Raw genomic sequence first — 15,649 nt, 5'->3', positions numbered from 1 at the left:
TTGCGGGCCTCAGCGCCGCGCCGCCAGCAGGGCCAGGCAGTCGGCAAAGGCCGTCAGGTCGCTGTACAGCGCTTCCGGGTCAACATCGCAGGCAATCAGCTTGCCGCCCCGCGCGATGATCCCGCCGGGCAGCATCAGGTTGTCGGCCATGTCGAAATGCTCGACCGCAAGGCCGTCATCGCCGCGCAGGCTGCCGTCCTCATCCTGCATCATCTGGCCGTCGTAATAGTTCACCAGCCGCTCGAAATGGTTCGAGGCGACATTGGTGTAGCCATAGGCCAGCTTCTCGCGGCCGCACATGTAGCCCAGTTCATAGACCGTGCCCGGATCGGCACCGACGCCGCGGAAGGGCGTCAGGTTGGCGATGATCGCATCGGCGGCGTGCATCAGCGCCTCGTTCTTGCGGCTGATCCGCAGGCCCTTCTCGTGGCGGCTCTCGCCCTCGGGGCCTTCGTCCAGGTCACCGGGGGCCAGCGGCTCCAGCCCGGCCTCGCGGGTCAGGGCGATCTTGCGATCCAGCACCTCCCGTGCATCGGGGAGGAAAACTTCCGGTCCGGCGAGGTAGACCCGCATGGGCATGTCCTTTCACTAGGGCGTCTGGCAATCGCCCGACAGGAACACGCGGCCCCTGCAACCGCAAGGCCGGGCCCGGCGTCAGCTGCCAGGCCCGGGGCAGGGGGGCATTGCAACGTCCGTATCGCAGGCAGCTCCGGTCGATCCGCCTTGCCATTCCGGCGCGCGCGGGCAAGTCTGCCGCCAACCTGGGGTCCAGCCACCGCCCGACCCGCCGCCCCCCAAGGAGCTCCCATGACTGCCGTTTCCGCCTTTCTCGCCGACCGCGCGCCCGGGTACAGCACCCTGCGCCGCGACCTGCATGCCCATCCCGAGCTCGGCTTCGAGGAGCATCGCACCTCGGCCCTGGTGGCCGAGCGCCTGCGCGCAGCCGGCTACACGGTCGAGACCGGGATCGCCGGCACCGGCGTTGTCGGCACGCTGAGCCGGGGCGCGGGCGGTCCGGTGATCGGCCTGCGCGCCGACATGGACGCCCTGCCGATGCAGGAGCAGACCAACCTCGCCCATGCCTCGACCGCGGAGGGCAAGTTCCACGGCTGCGGCCATGACGGTCACACCGTCTCGCTGCTGGCCACTGCCGAGGCGCTGGCCGCCGAGGGGCGCTTCTCGGGCACGCTGCGCGTGATCTTCCAGCCTGCCGAAGAAGGCCTCGGCGGCGGGCGCCGCATGGTCGAGGAGGGGCTGTTCACCAAATTGCCCTGCGACCGGATCTTCGGTTTCCACAATGAGCCCCGGCTGCCCTTTGGCACGGTCACCACCCGGCCCGGGCCGCAGATGGCCTCGGCGGATCGCTTCATCATCCGCCTCACCGGGAAGGGGGGCCATGCCGCGACGCCGCACATGACCCGCGACAGCGCCCTGCTGGCCGCCGAGATCACGGTGGCGCTTCAGGGGCTTGTGTCGCGCGGGATCGACCCGCTGCATGCGGCGGTGCTCTCGGTCACCCAGATCCATGTCGGCAGCGCCGACAATGTCATCGCCGGGGAGGGCCAGATCAGCGGCACGGTGCGCTGCCTGCACCCCGAGGACCGCGCCTTCCTCGAGGCCGGCATCCGCCGCATCGCCCGCGCCCAGGGCGCCGCGCGCGAGATCGACGTGGAGGTGATCTGGGAAGACGGCTATCCGCCGCTGGCCAGCGATGCCGCCGCCGCGCAGGCCGCGCAAGCCCTGCTCAGCAGCGCGGCCGCGCCGGTCCGCTTCACCGATATGCCCCCGATCATGGCGGCCGAGGATTTCGCCTACATGCTGCAGGCCTGCCCCGGCGCCTACCTGTTCTTCGGCATGAAGCGCGACGGCCAGGACTGCCCGATGGTGCACAGCCCGTTCTACGATTTCGACGACGGCCTGATCCCGGTCATCGCCGAAAGCATGGCCGCCCTGGTCGAGGCCGAACTGCCGGTCTGAGGGCAGACACGCCCCGGCATTTTCTTGTTCCAAATACCTCCCGCGGAGCGTCGGGCGCGCAAGCGCCCGATCCTCATAACCCGATCCCCCGAAACCTGACCCCTAAAAACCGATCCCCCGCATCCCCGCTCACTGCCGGCTGATCTCCAGCCGGGCGCAGATCCCGCTCCTGCCGTCGCTGAAGCTCAGCCGCCCGCCATGCTGCTCGGCCACGGCGGTGACGATGGTCAGCCCCAGCCCGAAGCCCTGCACCTGGCCCACGTTGGCGCCGCGCCGGAACGGCTCGCGCAGCGCCTCGATGTCGGCGGCGCGATGATCCGAGCCGGCATCCTCGATCAGGATGCTGGCGCTCTGCGAGCTGGCCTCCAGCGCGACGCTGGCGCGGCGCCCGTATTTCAGCGCATTGTCGATCAGGTTCTCGATGGCACGCTGCAGGGCCAGGGGGCGCGCCATCACCAGCACCGGAGAGGTATCGGGCAGCTGCACGCTGCCGCGCCGCGCCGCAAAGAGCGAGGCCGCGCTTCCCGCCACCACCGGCGGCCCGGCGGGAAAGGCCACGGGCCGCCCGGTGTCCTGGTAATCCGCCACGATGGCCTCCAGCAGCGAACTGAGAGAGATCTGCCGCGGCGTCTCGTCCGAAAGCTCGGATCGCGTATAGGTCAGCACCCCCTCGATCATCCCGGTCATGCGGTCGATGTCGTGGTCGAACTTCTCGCGCAGGTGGTCGTCCTCAATCAGCGCGGTGCGCAGCCGCAACCGCGTCGCCGGCGTGCCCAGATCATGCGACACCCCCGACAGCACGCTGGCGCGCCGTGCCAGCTGGGCGCGTTCGGCCTCCAGATAGGCGTTCACCGCGCCGACGATGGCATGCAGCTCTGCCGGCCCCTCGACCCGGTAGCTTTCCGGTCCGCCCAGCCGGCGGCGCGCCTTCAGCGCCTCGGCGAAGGCGGTGAAATGGCCGGTGCTGGCGCCGATCTTGGTCCACAGCCCGCCCAGCGTCAGCAGCATGATCAGCAGCGCCGGCAGCCGCAGGTCCCGCGGCTTCGCATCGCAGCCCCAGACCGCGCGGCCGTCGATCCTTAGCCAGGGCTGCTCTCCGACCTGGGCAAACAGGATCGGGCGCGAGCAATAGGTTGCCAGCAGCCGCGTCACCGCCCCCAGCTTCTCGGGTGCGGTGCGGGCGCTGCCGTTCTCGACCCGGGCGACCTCGTAGCGCAGCCCGTCCGAGACGATGGCCAGCTTGATGCGCTGGCCGCCGAAGGTTTCGTCCAGGCTGTCGCGGACCGAGGCATGGGTGACATAGGCGGGCGTCGGCAGTCCCGAGAGGATGGCGAAATCGCCCTGGGTCACGGCGGCCTGTCCGGCGTCGGGCACCGGGGTCACGCGCACCCCCAGCGGCGCCATGGTGCCCCGGGTCAGGCTGTCGTAGAGCGCCACGCCCGCGACCTGTGCGCGGGTCAGGTAGGCGCCCCAGGCGGCGACCGATCCCATCCACATCCCCGCGCCCAGCAGGCCCGCCAGGAAGGCCAAAACCATCCAGAGCGTGCCGAGCCGACGCAGGCTGAGGGGGCGGCGCGCCATCGGGGCCTCAGGCCGGATCGGTGGTGACGTCGGCGGCCAGCACGTAGCCGGTGCCGCGCAGGGTCTTCAGGATCTCGGGGTCCTTGGGATTGCGCTCGATCTTGGTGCGCAGCCGCCCGACCAGCACGTCGATGGCCCGCCCCGAGGCCTCGGCCTCCTCGCCCATGTCGAGGGCGGCGGCGATCTCCTCCCGGGTCAGGGGGATGTGGGGATTGGCCAGCAGCACCTTCAGCAGCTCCGTCTCGCGCCGCGACAGCGCCACCTGGAAGCCGCGCGGGGACAGGGCTTCGTTCTTCTTGCCGTCGTAGTGCCAGCCGGCAAAGCGATAGGCAGAGGTGGTGCGCCGATAGGCGAGCGAGGGGGTGCGGCGGGCGCGGTTCAGCACCGCGCGCACCCGCGCCAGCAGCAGCGCCGGGTTGAAGGGCTTGGCGATGTAATCGTCCGCGCCCATTTCGTAGCCCGCCATGCGCTGGTGATCCGCCGACAGTGCCGAGACCAGGATGATCGGCATGTCGTGATCCCGGCGCAGCGCGCCGCAGATCTCGACCCCGCTTTCGTCGCCCAGCATCACGTCCAGCAGGATCAGGTCGATGCGGCCACGCGCCAGGTGGCCCTCGATCTCTGCACGGCTGGCGGCGGGCAGCACGAAGAATCCCGAGCGGCGCAGGAAGTCCGTCAGCATCTCGCGCATCTCTGCATCGTCATCGACAACCAGTAGCCGTGCGATCGTCATGTGGCCCCCCGTTGCCCCCGCTCCGGGCGCCACATTAGCGGGCGGGCAGGGGCGGGGCAATCGGCCCGGTCGGCCGGTTCGGCCTGAAAACCAAGGGGCTGGAAGCGATAGCGATAACGCCGCAATGCGGCATTTTTGCTTGCGTAACAACGTGTAACAGAGCGGCGGGAAAACTGTGCCGCAGCCCGATGCAGCCTGTTGCCAGCGCGGGGTGGGGCCTGAAAAGATGCGCTCCACGACAGCCGCCTCACGGGGTGATCACGGGATCGCGACCATGGGGCGGGCATTCGGGAGGATGACATGACAATCAAACACGTAATCGCGGCCTCGTCCGCGATGGCCCTGCTTGCGTTCCCGGCAGTGGCCGAACCGACCGCCGAAGTGCTGCACTGGTGGACTTCGGGCGGCGAGGCCAAGTCCGTGGCCGTGCTGCAGGAGCAGTTCAAGGAACGCGGCGGCGTCTGGACCGACATGCCGGTGGCCGGGGGGGGTGGCGATGCGGCCATGACCGCGCTGCGCGCCCGCGTGCTGTCGGGCAACCCGCCGACCGCCGTGCAGCTGAAGGGCCCGGCGATCCAGGAATGGTACGAAGAGGGCGTGCTGGCCGATATTTCCGACGTGGCCGAGGAACAGCACTGGGGCGACGTGCTGCCCGCGCAGATCGCCGAGCACATGAAATGCGACGGCCACTGGTGCGCGGCGCCGGTGAACGTGCACCGGGTCAACTGGATCTGGGGCAACAAGAAGATCCTCGATGACAACGGCATTGCCATGCCGACCACCTGGGAAGAGTTCAACGCGGCGGCCGAAAAGCTGAAGGCGGCGGGCATCACCCCGCTGGCCCATGGCGGCCAGGCCTGGCAGGACGCCACCGTCTTCGAGACCGTCGTGCTGGGCATGGGCGGGCCGGAGTTCTATCAGAAGGCGCTGGTCGATCTGGACATGGATGCCCTCGGCTCCGACACCATGATCAAGGTCTTCGACGAGATGCGCGTGCTGCGCGGCTTCGTCGATGAAAACTACCCGGGCCGCGACTGGAACCTGGCCACCGCCATGGTGATGAACGGCGAGGCCGCCTTCCAGATCATGGGGGACTGGGCGAAGGGCGAATTCCTGGCCGCCGGCAAGAAGCCCGGCGTCGATTTCACCTGCGCCGCCACCCCGGGCCACGGTTTCCTCTACAACGTCGACAGCTTTGCCATGTTCGACGTCGGCGATGATGCCGACAAGGTCGCCGGCCAGAAGCTGCTGGCCGAGCTGATCGTCGCCCCCTCCTTCCAGGAGACCTTCAACCTCAACAAGGGCTCGATCCCGGTGCGCACCGACGTGTCGCTCGACAAGTTCGACGACTGCGCGAAGCTGTCCTCCAAGGACATGAACGCGGATGCCAAGGACGGCTCCCTGCTGCCCAGCTATGCCCATGGCATGGCGCTGCGCGGCGAACCGGCCGGCGCCATCACCGATGTGGTGACCGCGCATTTCAACTCCGACATGACCTCTGAAGAGGCCGTGAAGCAGCTTCAGGACGCCGTCGCGAACGCGATGTGATCCCCTGACGACCCGGCGCCCGGTCGGTTTCGGCCGGGCGCTTCCTATTCCGGGAGTTCCCTATGTCCAACCTGTTGGAAAGATGGGTTCCGAAGGTGGTCCTTGCGCCAACCTTCGTGGCCGTCCTGATCTTCGTCTACGGCTTCATCGGCTGGACGGCGTGGATCTCGCTTACCAAGTCGAAGATCATGCCGCGCTACGAGATCGACGGCTTCGACCAGTATACCAAGCTTTTCGCCACGCCCCGCTGGGACACGGCGATGAACAACCTTTACCTTTTCGGCGGCCTCTTCATCGTGATCTCGATGGTGCTGGGGCTGATGCTGGCGATCTTCCTCGACCAGAAGATCCGCACCGAGGGGGTGATCCGCACCATCTACCTCTACCCGATGGCGCTTTCGATGATCGTCACCGGCACCGCCTGGAAATGGATCCTCAACCCGCAGCACGGGATCGAGGCGATGGTCCAGGGCTGGGGCTTTGCGGGCTTCCGCTTCGACTGGCTGGTGAACCCCGACATGGCGATCTACACGATCGTGCTGGCGGGCGTCTGGCAAAGTTCTGGCTTCGTGATGGCGCTGTTCCTCGCGGGGCTGCGCTCGGTCGACGGGGAAATCATCAAGGCGGCCCAGGTCGACGGCATCCCGAACTGGCGGATCTACACCGCGATCATCATCCCCTCGATGGCGCCGATCTTCCTGTCGGCCTTCATCGTGCTCTCGCACCTCGCCATCAAGAGCTTCGACCTGGTCGTTGCCCTGACGGGGGGCGGTCCGGGCTATGCCACCGACCTGCCGGCGACCTACATGTACGCCATGGCGTTCTCGCGCGGGAACCTCGGCCAGGCGGCCTCCTCGGCGATGATCATGATGGCCGTCGTCTTCGCCATCGTCGTTCCCTACCTCTACTCCGAGCTGAGGGCGAAACATGACTGACGCAACCTACGTTTCCCCGCTGGCGGGCCAGCGCTCCACCTCGGCGCGCTTCGGTCGCATCGCCCTGCGCGCGGGCCTCTACGCGATGCTGATCCTCTTCGCGCTGTGGTACCTGATGCCGCTCTTCGTGATGATCACCACCTCGCTCAAGTCCCTGGACGAGATCCGCACCGGCTCCCTCGTGGCGCTCCCGCGCGAGATCACCTTCGAACCCTGGCGCATCGCCTGGTCCCAGGCCTGCACCGGCACCCAGTGCGAGGGGCTGAAGCCCTTCATGTGGAACTCGGTCATCATCGCCATCCCCGGCGTGCTGATCTCGACCCTGATCGGGGCGCTGAACGGCTATGTCTTCGCCCAGTGGCGCTTCCGCGGCGCCAACATGATCTTTGCGCTGCTGCTGTTCGGCTGCTTCATCCCCTTCCAGGTGGTGCTGCTGCCGATGGCCAAGATGCTGGGCATCCTGCATCTTGCGGGCACCATCCCGGGGCTGATCCTGGTGCACACGATCTACGGCCTGGGCTTCACCACGCTGTTCTTCCGCAACTACTACGTGACGATCCCGCAGGAACTGGTGCGCGCCGCCAAGATCGACGGGGCCGCCTTCTTCCGGATCTTCTGGTCGATCTTCCTGCCGCTGTCGCTGCCGATCATCGTCGTCTCGGTCATCTGGCAGTTCACCCAGATCTGGAACGACTTCCTCTTCGGCGTCAGCTTCTCCGGCCCCGGCACCCAGCCGGTGACCGTGGCGCTCAACAACATCGTCAACTCCACCACCGGCGTGAAGGCCTACAACGTGGACATGGCCTCGGCGATCATCGCGGCCCTTCCCACGCTCTTCGTCTATGTCGTCGCCGGCAAGTACTTCATCCGCGGCCTCACCGCCGGCTCTGTGAAGGGGTAAGAACATGGCACCCATTCTCGATATCAAGCACCTGCGCAAATCCTACGGCCCGGTGGACATCCTCAAGGACATCAACGTCTCGATCGAGCCGGGCGATTTCCTGGTGCTGGTCGGCCCCTCGGGCTGCGGCAAGTCCACCCTGCTGAACTGCATCGCCGGTCTCGAACCGATCACCGGCGGCCAGCTGCAGATCGCCGGGCAGGACATGACCCATGTCAGCCCCAAGGACCGCAACATCGCCATGGTGTTCCAGAGCTACGCGCTCTATCCCACCATGACGGTCGCCAAGAACATCACCTTCGGCATGAAGGTGAGGGGCGTCGATCAGGCGAACCAGCAGGCCAAGCTCAAGGAGGTGGCCGAGCTTCTCCAGATCGACCACCTGCTGAACCGCAAGCCCGGCCAGCTCTCGGGCGGGCAGCGCCAGCGGGTCGCCATGGGTCGCGCCCTGGTGCGCGAACCCGCGCTCTTCCTCTTCGACGAGCCGCTCTCGAACCTCGACGCCAAGCTGCGCGTCGAGATGCGCACCGAGATCAAGAAGCTGCACCAGACCCTGAACGCCTCGATCGTCTACGTCACCCATGACCAGATCGAGGCGATGACGCTGGCCACCAAGATCGTCGTCATGAAGGGCGGCGTGATCCAGCAGATCGGCACCCCGGCGGAAATCTACAACCAGCCCGCCAACCTCTTCGTGGCCGATTTCATGGGCTCTCCGGCGATGAACCTGATCCCGGCCAAGGTCGCTCGCGACGGCGGCAGCCACCGGATCGAGATCACCCGTCCGGGCGAGGCGCCGCTGGTGCTTTCGGATCCGCGTCCGCTGGATCTGCCGGGCGATGTCATCATGGGCCTGCGCCCCGAGGATATCGCCGAGGCGGGCTTCCGCGCCGGTGCCCAGGTCCAGCAGGCCAGCTGCATGGTCGACATGGTGGAACCGGCCGGCGCCGATACCTACGTGGTCTCCAGCCTCGGCGGCCGCCAGGTCACGGCGCGGCTGCATGCGGAAACCAGCGCCCGCGCCGGTCAGCCGCTGGATCTGGCCTTCGATCTCGCCAAGGTCTCCTACTTTGCCCCCCAGACCGGCGAACGCCTGAACTGAGGCCGCAACCGACCGCCTGCTCCCCCGGCCTCCCTGTCATCTGGCTTCCCTGTCATCTGGCCGGAAATATCCCGGGGGAGTCTTCCGGCACGGAAGACGGGGGCAGCGCCCCCTTCCCGCTGCCCTTCCTGCGGCCTCACCAGGGGGCGTCCCCGACCCCGGGGGCGCCCCGCCGGTGCCTCAGCAGGCACCCACCCGAAGCCGCGGGCACAATCGCCCGCCTGGCCGCAACTCTGGTCACAGCGCCATTGGTTTCACCGCTAACATTCGCTATGGCTCGGCTCGACTTTGGAAAACAGCAAGGCATTTGGTCATGAAACTGGTAGCTGATGTCGGCGGCACCAACGTGCGTTTCGCGCTCGCCGAGGGGGCGGTGGTCCTGCCCGAGACCATCCGGTCCTTCCGCAACGACGATTTCCCCACCTTCGAGGAGGTGGCCCAGCTCTATGTCGCCGAAACCCGCCCCGAGGCACTCCAGAGCATGTGCGTCGCCGTCGCCGGCCCGGTGAACGAGACCCGCGCCCGGCTGACCAACCGCAACTGGCATTTCGACACGCTGGAACTGGGCCAGATGTTCGGCGTCACCGCCCGGCTGATCAATGACCTCGAGGCGCTCGGCTATTCGGTGCCCTCGCTGGGGCAGGGCGGTCTGAAGACCATCACCGAGGGCTATGCCCCGCGCGGCCACCAGGCGCTGGTGGCGGGTATCGGTACCGGCTTCAATGTCTCCCCGGTGGTGATCACCGCGCGCGGCCCCGTCGTGCCCAAGGCCGAGCAGGGCCATGTGCAGATCGCCTGGCGCATCCGCGACGCGATCAGCGCGCGCCTCGGTACCACGGATCACGGCTATGACACGGTCGAGCATGTCTTCTCGGGGCGCGGCTTCGAGCGGATGTTCCGCCTCGCCTCCGGATCGGATCGCAAACCCGCCGAGCTGATGGCCGAGAAGGATCCGGCGATCCTCGATTTCGTCGGCTTCTACGCCGGACTGATGGCGATGCTGGCGCAGGACCTGACGCTGGGCTTCCTGCCGGGCCGGGGGCTGCTGTTCTCGGGCGGCGTGGCGCGCGCCGTGCTGCTGGGCGGCGGCGCCCCTGCCTTCCGCGAGACCTATGCCGCGCCGCTGGCGCTCGACACCGCGGCGCATGTGCCTGTCTCGGTGATCCTGGACGACACGGCGGCGCTGGCAGGCTGCGCTGCGGCGTGACAACGCGGGGCGTGCATTGCCGTCCCGTTTGCGCCATCATGAGCCCCGAAGGGCGCGCCGGGGACGCGCGCCCGACGGACGGAGGCACTCATGACCGGATTTTCCACTTCGGGCCGCGGACGGCTCTACGATTCGATCACCGACACGGTGGGCAACACGCCGGCGGTGAAACTGGCCAATATCTCGCCTGCGGGCGTCACGGTCTATGTGAAGGCCGAATTCTTCAACCCGGCGGCCTCGGTCAAGGACCGGCTGGCGCTCTCGATCATCGAACATGCCGAGCGCACGGGGGCGCTGACGCCCGGGCAGACCGTGGTCGAGGCGACCTCGGGCAACACCGGCATCGGCCTGGCGATGGTCTGCGCCGCCAAGGGCTATCCGCTGGTGATCACCATGGTCGAGACCTTCTCTGTCGAGCGGCGGCGCCTGATGCGGATGCTGGGCGCCAAGGTGATCCTGACGCCCAAGGCCGAGAAGGGCACCGGCATGGTCCGAAAGGCCAAGGAGCTGGCCGAGGCCCATGGCTGGTTCTTCGCCCGCCAGTTCGAGACCGAGGCCAATGCCGCCATCCACGAGGCCACCACCGGCCCCGAGATCGTCGCCGATTTTGCCGGTCACCGGCTGGATGCGGTGGTCACGGGCTATGGTACCGGGGGCACCTTCACCGGCATCTCGCGGGTGCTGCGCCGGGAACGGCCCGAGACGAAGATCTACCTGGCCGAGCCCGATGCCGCGCCGCAGGTCGCCTCGGGTGAGGTCCAGCCGCGCAATCCCGACGGCACCGCCTCGGCCAGCCATCCGAAGGCGGCGGCGCATCCGATCCAGGGCTGGACCCCGGATTTCATTCCCGCCGTGCTCCAGGACGGGCTGGACCACACGCCGCCCGATGCGGTGCTGCCGGTGAGCGGGGCGGAGGGCATGGACTGGGCACGGCGGCTGGCCGCGCGCGAGGGCATCCTGACCGGCATTTCGGGCGGGGCGACGCTGGCGGTGGCGATGAAGCTGGCGGCCAAGGCCGCCCCCGGCACGGTGATCCTGGCGATGCTGCCCGACACCGGGGAGCGCTACCTGTCGACGCCGCTGTTCGAGGCGATCGAGCCGGAGATGACCGAGGAGGAACGCGAGATCATGCGCTCGACCCCCGGCGTGCAGATGTGAGACGGGCCGGGACGGGGGGCGCTGCCCCCGTCTTCCGTGCCGGAAGACTCCCCCGAGGTATTTGGAACAAGAAAATGCAGGATGTGCTGAGCGGATGAAGGCCGGGTCGGGCGATACCGGGTTGCGGCTGCGCGTGGTCTTCGGACCCGGCGGACGGATGATGGGGCCGGGCAAGGCCGAGCTGCTGGAACGCATCGGGCGCACCGGCTCGATCGCGGCGGCGGGGCGCGAGATGGGCATGAGCTACAAGCGGGCCTGGCAGCTGGTCGAGGTGATGAACGCGATGTTCCGCGAGCCTGTCGTGACCTCCAGCCGGGGCGGGGCGAAGGGCGGGGGCGCGCAGGTGACCGAGGCGGGGGAGGCGTTGCTGGAGGCCTACCGCGGCCTGGAGGCGGCGACGCGCCGCGCCGGGGGCGGGCATCTGGACCGGATGGAGGCCATGCTGGCGCCGCCGGAAGAGGAATAGGGTTGCCCCCGGGAAATCCCATGCGATATTCCCGGGGAAACATATCGAATCCGGGAGCGGCAAGGATGACCTTCTTCAAGATGACCTGCGGGGCAGGGCTGGCCCTGGCGCTGATGGCGGGCACGGCGCAGGCCGGGGATCTGACGGTCTTCGCGGCGGCGAGCCTGAAGAACGCCATGGACGAGATCGCCACGAAATACCACGACGAGACCGGCAACACGCTGCATGTGTCGCTGGCCGGCTCCTCGGCGCTGGCGCGCCAGATCCAGCAGGGCGCTCCGGCGGATGTCTTCATCTCGGCCAACGAGGGCTGGATGGACAAGCTGGAAGAGGGCGGCGAGATCGATTCGGAGACCCGCATCGACCTGCTGGCCAACGAGATCGTGCTGGTCAGCGCCAAGGCCGACGCCAAGCCGGTCGACATTGCCGAAGGGTTCGATCTGAAGGGTCTGCTGGGGCCGGACGGCCACCTGGCGATGGCCCTGGTCGATGCGGTGCCGGCGGGGATCTACGGCAAGGCCTCGCTGGAAAGCCTCGGGGTCTGGGATCAGGTGAAGGGGCAGGTGGCGCAGGCCGACAACGTGCGCGCGGCTCTGGCGCTGGTGTCCTCGGGCGAGGCGCCCTATGGCATCGTCTACGCCACCGACGCCGCCGCCGACAAGGGTGTACAGGTGCTGGGGACCTTCCCGGAGGAAAGCCACCCGCCGATCATCTACCCGGCGGCCACCGTCGCCAGCAGCAAGAACCCGCTGGACGACGAATTCCTGGCCTGGCTGCAGGGCGATGCCGCAACGGACGCCTTCACCCGCCAGGGCTTCACGGTGCTGGGCGACTGAGGTGCGATGACCGGCTGGCTGGGCCCCCAGGAATGGCAGGCGGTGGCGCTGTCGCTGAAGGTGTCGTCCCTGGCGACGCTGGTCAGCCTGCCATTGGGCCTGCTGGTGGCCTATGCGCTGGCGCGCTGGCGCTTTCCGGGGCGCCAGCTGCTGAACGGGATCGTGCATCTGCCGCTGATCCTGCCCCCCGTGGTCACCGGCTACCTGCTGCTGCTGAGCATGGGCACGCAGGGCCCTGTCGGCAGCCTGCTGAAGGAAGCCGGCATCATCTTCGCCTTCCGCTGGACCGGGGCGGCGCTGGCCGCGGGCACCATGGCCTTTCCGCTGATGGTGCGCGCCATCCGCCTGTCGATCGAGGCGGTCGATCCGAAGCTTGAGCAGGCGGCGCTGACGCTGGGCGCCCCGCGCCCGCTGGTCTTTGCCACGGTCACCCTGCCGCTGATCCTGCCGGGCATCATCGCCGGCGCCATCCTGGCCTTCGCCAAGGCGATGGGCGAATTCGGCGCCACCATCACCTTCGTCTCCAACATCCCCGGTCAGACCCAGACGCTGCCCTCGGCGATCTACAGCTTCCTGCAGATCCCCGGGCAGGAGGGCGCGGCGCTGAAGCTGGTCTGCATCTCGGTCGCCATCGCCATGACGGCGCTGCTGGCCAGCGAGGTGCTGGCGCAGCGCATCGCCAAACGGGTGGCGGGACGATGACGCTTTCGGTCCGGCTGCGCCACGGTTTCGGCGGTTTCGCCCTCGACATCGCCTTCGAGGCCCCGCCCGGCCTGACCGTGCTCTTCGGGCGCTCGGGCTCGGGCAAGACGACGGTGATCAACGCGGTCTCCGGGCTGCTGCGCCCGGAGTCGGGGCGCATCGCGGTGGATGATACGGTGCTGCTGGATCGCGCGGCGCGGATCGACCTGCCGGTGCACCGTCGCAGGCTGGGCTATATCTTCCAGGATGCGCGGCTGTTTCCGCATATGAGCGTGCGCCAGAACCTCGGCTACGGGCGTTTCTTCGCGCCCAGGGCGGCGCCGGGCCTGAAGCCCGACCGGGTGATCGAGATGCTGGGCATTGGCGCGCTGCTTGATCGCCGCCCCGGCGCGCTTTCTGGCGGAGAGAAATCCCGTGTCGCCATCGGCCGGGCGCTGCTGGCGCGGCCCCGGATCCTGCTGGCCGACGAACCCCTGGCGGCCCTGGACGAGGCCCGCAAGGCCGAGATCCTGCCCTATTTCGAACGGCTGCGCGACGAGGTGCAGATCCCGATCCTCTATGTCAGCCATTCCGCGACCGAGGTCGCGCGCCTGGCCACCACCATCGTGGCGCTGAAGGCCGGCCGGGTCGAACGCGCCGGCCCCGCCCGCGATCTGCTGGCCGATCCCGCCTTCACCCCCACCGGCATCCGCGACGCCGGCGCGATCCTCAGCGCCCGCATCGTCGCCCATCACCCCGATGGGCTGACCGAGCTTGACGCCGGCGGCCAGCCGCTGCTGCTGCCCCGCGTCGCCCAGCCCGAAGGCCAGGTGCTGCGCATCCGCATCGCCGCCCAGGACGTGATCCTGTCGCGCGCCCGCCCCGAGGGGCTCTCGGCGCTCAACATCCTGCCCGGTACCGTGGCCGCGATCCGCACCGGAGAGGGGCCGGGCGCGCTGGTCTCGCTGCAAACGCCCGCGGGTCTGATCCTGGCGCGGCTGACCCGCCGCTCGCTCGACGCGATGCAGCTTGCCCCGGGCACGCCCTGCCATGCGGTGATGAAGACCGTGGCCATCGCCCCCGACGCCGTGGGCCCGGCGCGCTGACGCCTGTCATTTTCTTGTTCCAAATACCTCCGCCGGAGGCGTCCCGACAGCGGCCAAAAGAAAACCCCCGGGGGGTGATGCCCGGGGGTCTCCTTTATGTCCGTGTCGATGCGGGACGACTTACGCGTCCCAGGCCTTGTCCTCGCCACCAAGGCCGCCGATCTGCACCCGCGTCGGCAGGCCGATCCGGTCCAGGATGGTGAAGAAGGGCTTGGGATCCAGCTCCTCGACGTTCTTCATGGTCTTCGCATCCCATGCGCCGCTGGCCACCAGCATCGCGGCGGCGACCGGGGGCACGCCCGCAGTGTAGGAAATCCCCTGAGAGCCCACTTCCTCGTAGGCTTCCTTGTGATCGGCCACGTTGTAGACGAAGACCTCGATGTCCTTGCCGTCCTTCACGCCCTTCACCAGATCGCCGATGCAGGTCTTGCCGGTGTAGTTCGGCGCCAGCGACGCCGGGTCGGGCAGCACGGCCTTGACGACCTTCAGCGGCACCACTTCCTGGCCCTCGGCGGTCAGCACCGGCTGCTCCGAGAGCAGGCCGAGGTTCTTCAGCACCGTGAAGACGTTGATGTAGTGATCGCCGAAGCCCATCCAGAAGCGCACGTCCGCCTGCGGATAGTTGGTCGCCAGCGAATGCACCTCGTCATGGCCCGACTGGTAGGCCTTCTGCACGCCCACGACCGGCAGGTCCCATTCGCGCCCCGAGGCGAACATGCTGGTTTCCTTCCACTGCCGGTCTTCCCAGTAGTAGACGGTGCCGGTGAATTCGCGGAAGTTGATCTCGGGATCGAAGTTCGTCGCGAAATACTTGCCATGGGAGCCGGCGTTGATGTCGACGATGTCGATCGACTTCACCTCGTCCATCATGTCGATGGCGAAGCGTGCGAAGGCGTTCACCACGCCCGGGTCGAAGCCCGCGCCCAGGATCGCCGTCACGCCCTTTTCGGCGCACAGGTCGCGCTTCTTCCACTCGTAGTTGCCATACCACGGCGGGGTCTCGCAGATCTTCGCCGGGTCCTCGTGGATCGCGGTGTCGATATAGGCGGCGCCGGTCTCGATGCAGGCATCCAGAACGGTCATGTTGACGAAGGCGGAGCCCACGTTGATGACGATCTCCACGCCGGTCTCGCGGATCAGGGCGGCGACGGCCGCGCTGTCCATCGCATCGACCGCATGGGCCTTCAGCACGCCCTCTTGCTTCATCGCGGCCTTTTCACGGACCGACTCAAGGATCGCCTCGCACTTGGAAAGCGTCCGGCTGGCGATGTGGATTTCGCCCAGCACATCGTTGTTCTGCGCGCATTTGTGCGCCACGACCTGAGCGACGCCGCCGGCGCCGATGATGAGAACGTTTCGTTTCAACGGTAGGGACCTCCTTAGTCTCCTGTTGAGGGGCTAGGCTTTCACGGGATCAC

Annotated in this window: 15 protein-coding genes; 11 read left to right on the top strand and 4 right to left on the bottom strand. The window is 68.0% G+C overall.

The genetic code is table 11. The annotated features are described in order from the left end of the window. Positions 1–9: 9 nt before the first annotated feature. Positions 10–573: a nucleoside 2-deoxyribosyltransferase gene (locus KM176_RS21940; protein ID WP_160896686.1), complete on the bottom strand. Its 564-nt coding sequence runs from the start codon at positions 571–573 to the stop codon at positions 10–12. 234 nt (positions 574–807) lie between these two features. On the opposite strand from KM176_RS21940, the gene KM176_RS21935 reads away from it, so the two are divergent. Continuing rightward, entirely contained in the window at positions 808–1,977 is a 1,170-nt protein-coding gene (locus KM176_RS21935) for an amidohydrolase (protein ID WP_160896685.1), read from the top strand. 129 nt (positions 1,978–2,106) lie between these two features. On the opposite strand, the gene KM176_RS21930 is transcribed toward KM176_RS21935, so the two are convergent. Together KM176_RS21930 and KM176_RS21925 are read right to left on the bottom strand one after the other, a co-directional pair. Further along, positions 2,107–3,558: a sensor histidine kinase gene (locus KM176_RS21930; protein WP_160896684.1), complete on the bottom strand. Its 1,452-nt coding sequence runs from the start codon at positions 3,556–3,558 to the stop codon at positions 2,107–2,109. Between the two features lie 7 nt (positions 3,559–3,565). Further along, positions 3,566–4,291, bottom strand: coding sequence for a response regulator transcription factor (locus KM176_RS21925; protein WP_160896683.1), 726 nt, complete (start codon positions 4,289–4,291; stop codon positions 3,566–3,568). Positions 4,292–4,591: 300 nt separating this feature from the next. Between KM176_RS21925 and KM176_RS21920 the strand changes: the two genes are divergently transcribed. From KM176_RS21920 to modC, 10 genes are all read left to right on the top strand, one after another. Then, positions 4,592–5,839, top strand: a complete 1,248-nt coding sequence (locus KM176_RS21920; RefSeq protein WP_160896682.1) for an ABC transporter substrate-binding protein — start codon at positions 4,592–4,594, stop codon at positions 5,837–5,839. A 62-nt stretch (positions 5,840–5,901) separates the two neighbouring features. Beyond that, positions 5,902–6,774, top strand: coding sequence for a carbohydrate ABC transporter permease (locus tag KM176_RS21915; protein WP_160896681.1), 873 nt, complete (start codon positions 5,902–5,904; stop codon positions 6,772–6,774). Then, entirely contained in the window at positions 6,767–7,675 is a 909-nt protein-coding gene (locus KM176_RS21910; RefSeq protein ID WP_160896680.1) for a carbohydrate ABC transporter permease, read from the top strand. The genes KM176_RS21915 and KM176_RS21910 overlap by 8 nt, the downstream gene beginning before the upstream one ends. 4 nt (positions 7,676–7,679) lie before the next feature. After that, on the top strand, positions 7,680–8,777 hold the full coding sequence (locus tag KM176_RS21905) for an ABC transporter ATP-binding protein (RefSeq protein ID WP_160896679.1): 1,098 nt from the start codon (positions 7,680–7,682) through the stop codon (positions 8,775–8,777). Positions 8,778–9,090: 313 nt separating this feature from the next. After that, positions 9,091–9,984 carry a glucokinase gene (locus tag KM176_RS21900; protein ID WP_160896678.1) on the top strand — a complete coding sequence of 298 codons (894 nt, stop codon included), beginning with the start codon at positions 9,091–9,093 and terminating at the stop codon, positions 9,982–9,984. A gap of 90 nt (positions 9,985–10,074) precedes the next feature. Then, the gene (cysK, locus tag KM176_RS21895; protein WP_160896677.1) at positions 10,075–11,142 is read left to right on the top strand and encodes a cysteine synthase A; all 1,068 of its coding nucleotides are present in this window, start codon (positions 10,075–10,077) and stop codon (positions 11,140–11,142) included. Between the two features lie 94 nt (positions 11,143–11,236). Next, positions 11,237–11,608, top strand: a complete 372-nt coding sequence (locus KM176_RS21890; RefSeq protein ID WP_160896676.1) for a winged helix-turn-helix domain-containing protein — start codon at positions 11,237–11,239, stop codon at positions 11,606–11,608. A gap of 65 nt (positions 11,609–11,673) precedes the next feature. After that, positions 11,674–12,444, top strand: coding sequence for a molybdate ABC transporter substrate-binding protein (modA, locus tag KM176_RS21885; protein WP_160896675.1), 771 nt, complete (start codon positions 11,674–11,676; stop codon positions 12,442–12,444). Positions 12,445–12,450: 6 nt separating this feature from the next. Next, positions 12,451–13,146 (top strand): molybdate ABC transporter permease subunit, encoded by a 696-nt coding sequence (modB, locus tag KM176_RS21880; RefSeq protein ID WP_160896674.1) that lies wholly within the window; start codon positions 12,451–12,453, stop codon positions 13,144–13,146. Further along, positions 13,143–14,231 (top strand): molybdenum ABC transporter ATP-binding protein, encoded by a 1,089-nt coding sequence (modC, locus tag KM176_RS21875; protein WP_160896673.1) that lies wholly within the window; start codon positions 13,143–13,145, stop codon positions 14,229–14,231. The genes modB and modC overlap by 4 nt, the downstream gene beginning before the upstream one ends. Before the next feature lie 120 nt (positions 14,232–14,351). Here the strand turns inward: modC and KM176_RS21870 are convergent, their stop codons facing one another. Beyond that, complete coding sequence (locus tag KM176_RS21870) at positions 14,352–15,596, bottom strand: saccharopine dehydrogenase family protein (protein ID WP_160896672.1); 1,245 nt, start codon at positions 15,594–15,596, stop codon at positions 14,352–14,354. Positions 15,597–15,649 lie beyond the last annotated feature (53 nt).

The sequence above is a fragment of the Pseudooceanicola endophyticus genome (assembly GCF_018760365.1).
GTDB classification, from domain to species: domain Bacteria; phylum Pseudomonadota; class Alphaproteobacteria; order Rhodobacterales; family Rhodobacteraceae; genus Pseudooceanicola; species Pseudooceanicola endophyticus.
This window is presented reverse-complemented; position numbering and strand designations above follow the sequence as displayed.

What these genes read in the sequence shown, in the direction of transcription:
- KM176_RS21940 (WP_160896686.1), bottom strand. Translation starts at nt 573, where the DNA reads ATGCGGGTCTACCTCGCCGGACCGGAAGTTTTCCTCCCCGATGCACGG.
- KM176_RS21935 (WP_160896685.1), top strand. Translation starts at nt 808, where the DNA reads ATGACTGCCGTTTCCGCCTTTCTCGCCGACCGCGCGCCCGGGTACAGC.
- KM176_RS21930 (WP_160896684.1), bottom strand. Translation starts at nt 3,558, where the DNA reads ATGGCGCGCCGCCCCCTCAGCCTGCGTCGGCTCGGCACGCTCTGGATG.
- KM176_RS21925 (WP_160896683.1), bottom strand. Translation starts at nt 4,291, where the DNA reads ATGACGATCGCACGGCTACTGGTTGTCGATGACGATGCAGAGATGCGC.
- KM176_RS21920 (WP_160896682.1), top strand. Translation starts at nt 4,592, where the DNA reads ATGACAATCAAACACGTAATCGCGGCCTCGTCCGCGATGGCCCTGCTT.
- KM176_RS21915 (WP_160896681.1), top strand. Translation starts at nt 5,902, where the DNA reads ATGTCCAACCTGTTGGAAAGATGGGTTCCGAAGGTGGTCCTTGCGCCA.
- KM176_RS21910 (WP_160896680.1), top strand. Translation starts at nt 6,767, where the DNA reads ATGACTGACGCAACCTACGTTTCCCCGCTGGCGGGCCAGCGCTCCACC.
- KM176_RS21905 (WP_160896679.1), top strand. Translation starts at nt 7,680, where the DNA reads ATGGCACCCATTCTCGATATCAAGCACCTGCGCAAATCCTACGGCCCG.
- KM176_RS21900 (WP_160896678.1), top strand. Translation starts at nt 9,091, where the DNA reads ATGAAACTGGTAGCTGATGTCGGCGGCACCAACGTGCGTTTCGCGCTC.
- cysK (WP_160896677.1), top strand. Translation starts at nt 10,075, where the DNA reads ATGACCGGATTTTCCACTTCGGGCCGCGGACGGCTCTACGATTCGATC.
- KM176_RS21890 (WP_160896676.1), top strand. Translation starts at nt 11,237, where the DNA reads ATGAAGGCCGGGTCGGGCGATACCGGGTTGCGGCTGCGCGTGGTCTTC.
- modA (WP_160896675.1), top strand. Translation starts at nt 11,674, where the DNA reads ATGACCTTCTTCAAGATGACCTGCGGGGCAGGGCTGGCCCTGGCGCTG.
- modB (WP_160896674.1), top strand. Translation starts at nt 12,451, where the DNA reads ATGACCGGCTGGCTGGGCCCCCAGGAATGGCAGGCGGTGGCGCTGTCG.
- modC (WP_160896673.1), top strand. Translation starts at nt 13,143, where the DNA reads ATGACGCTTTCGGTCCGGCTGCGCCACGGTTTCGGCGGTTTCGCCCTC.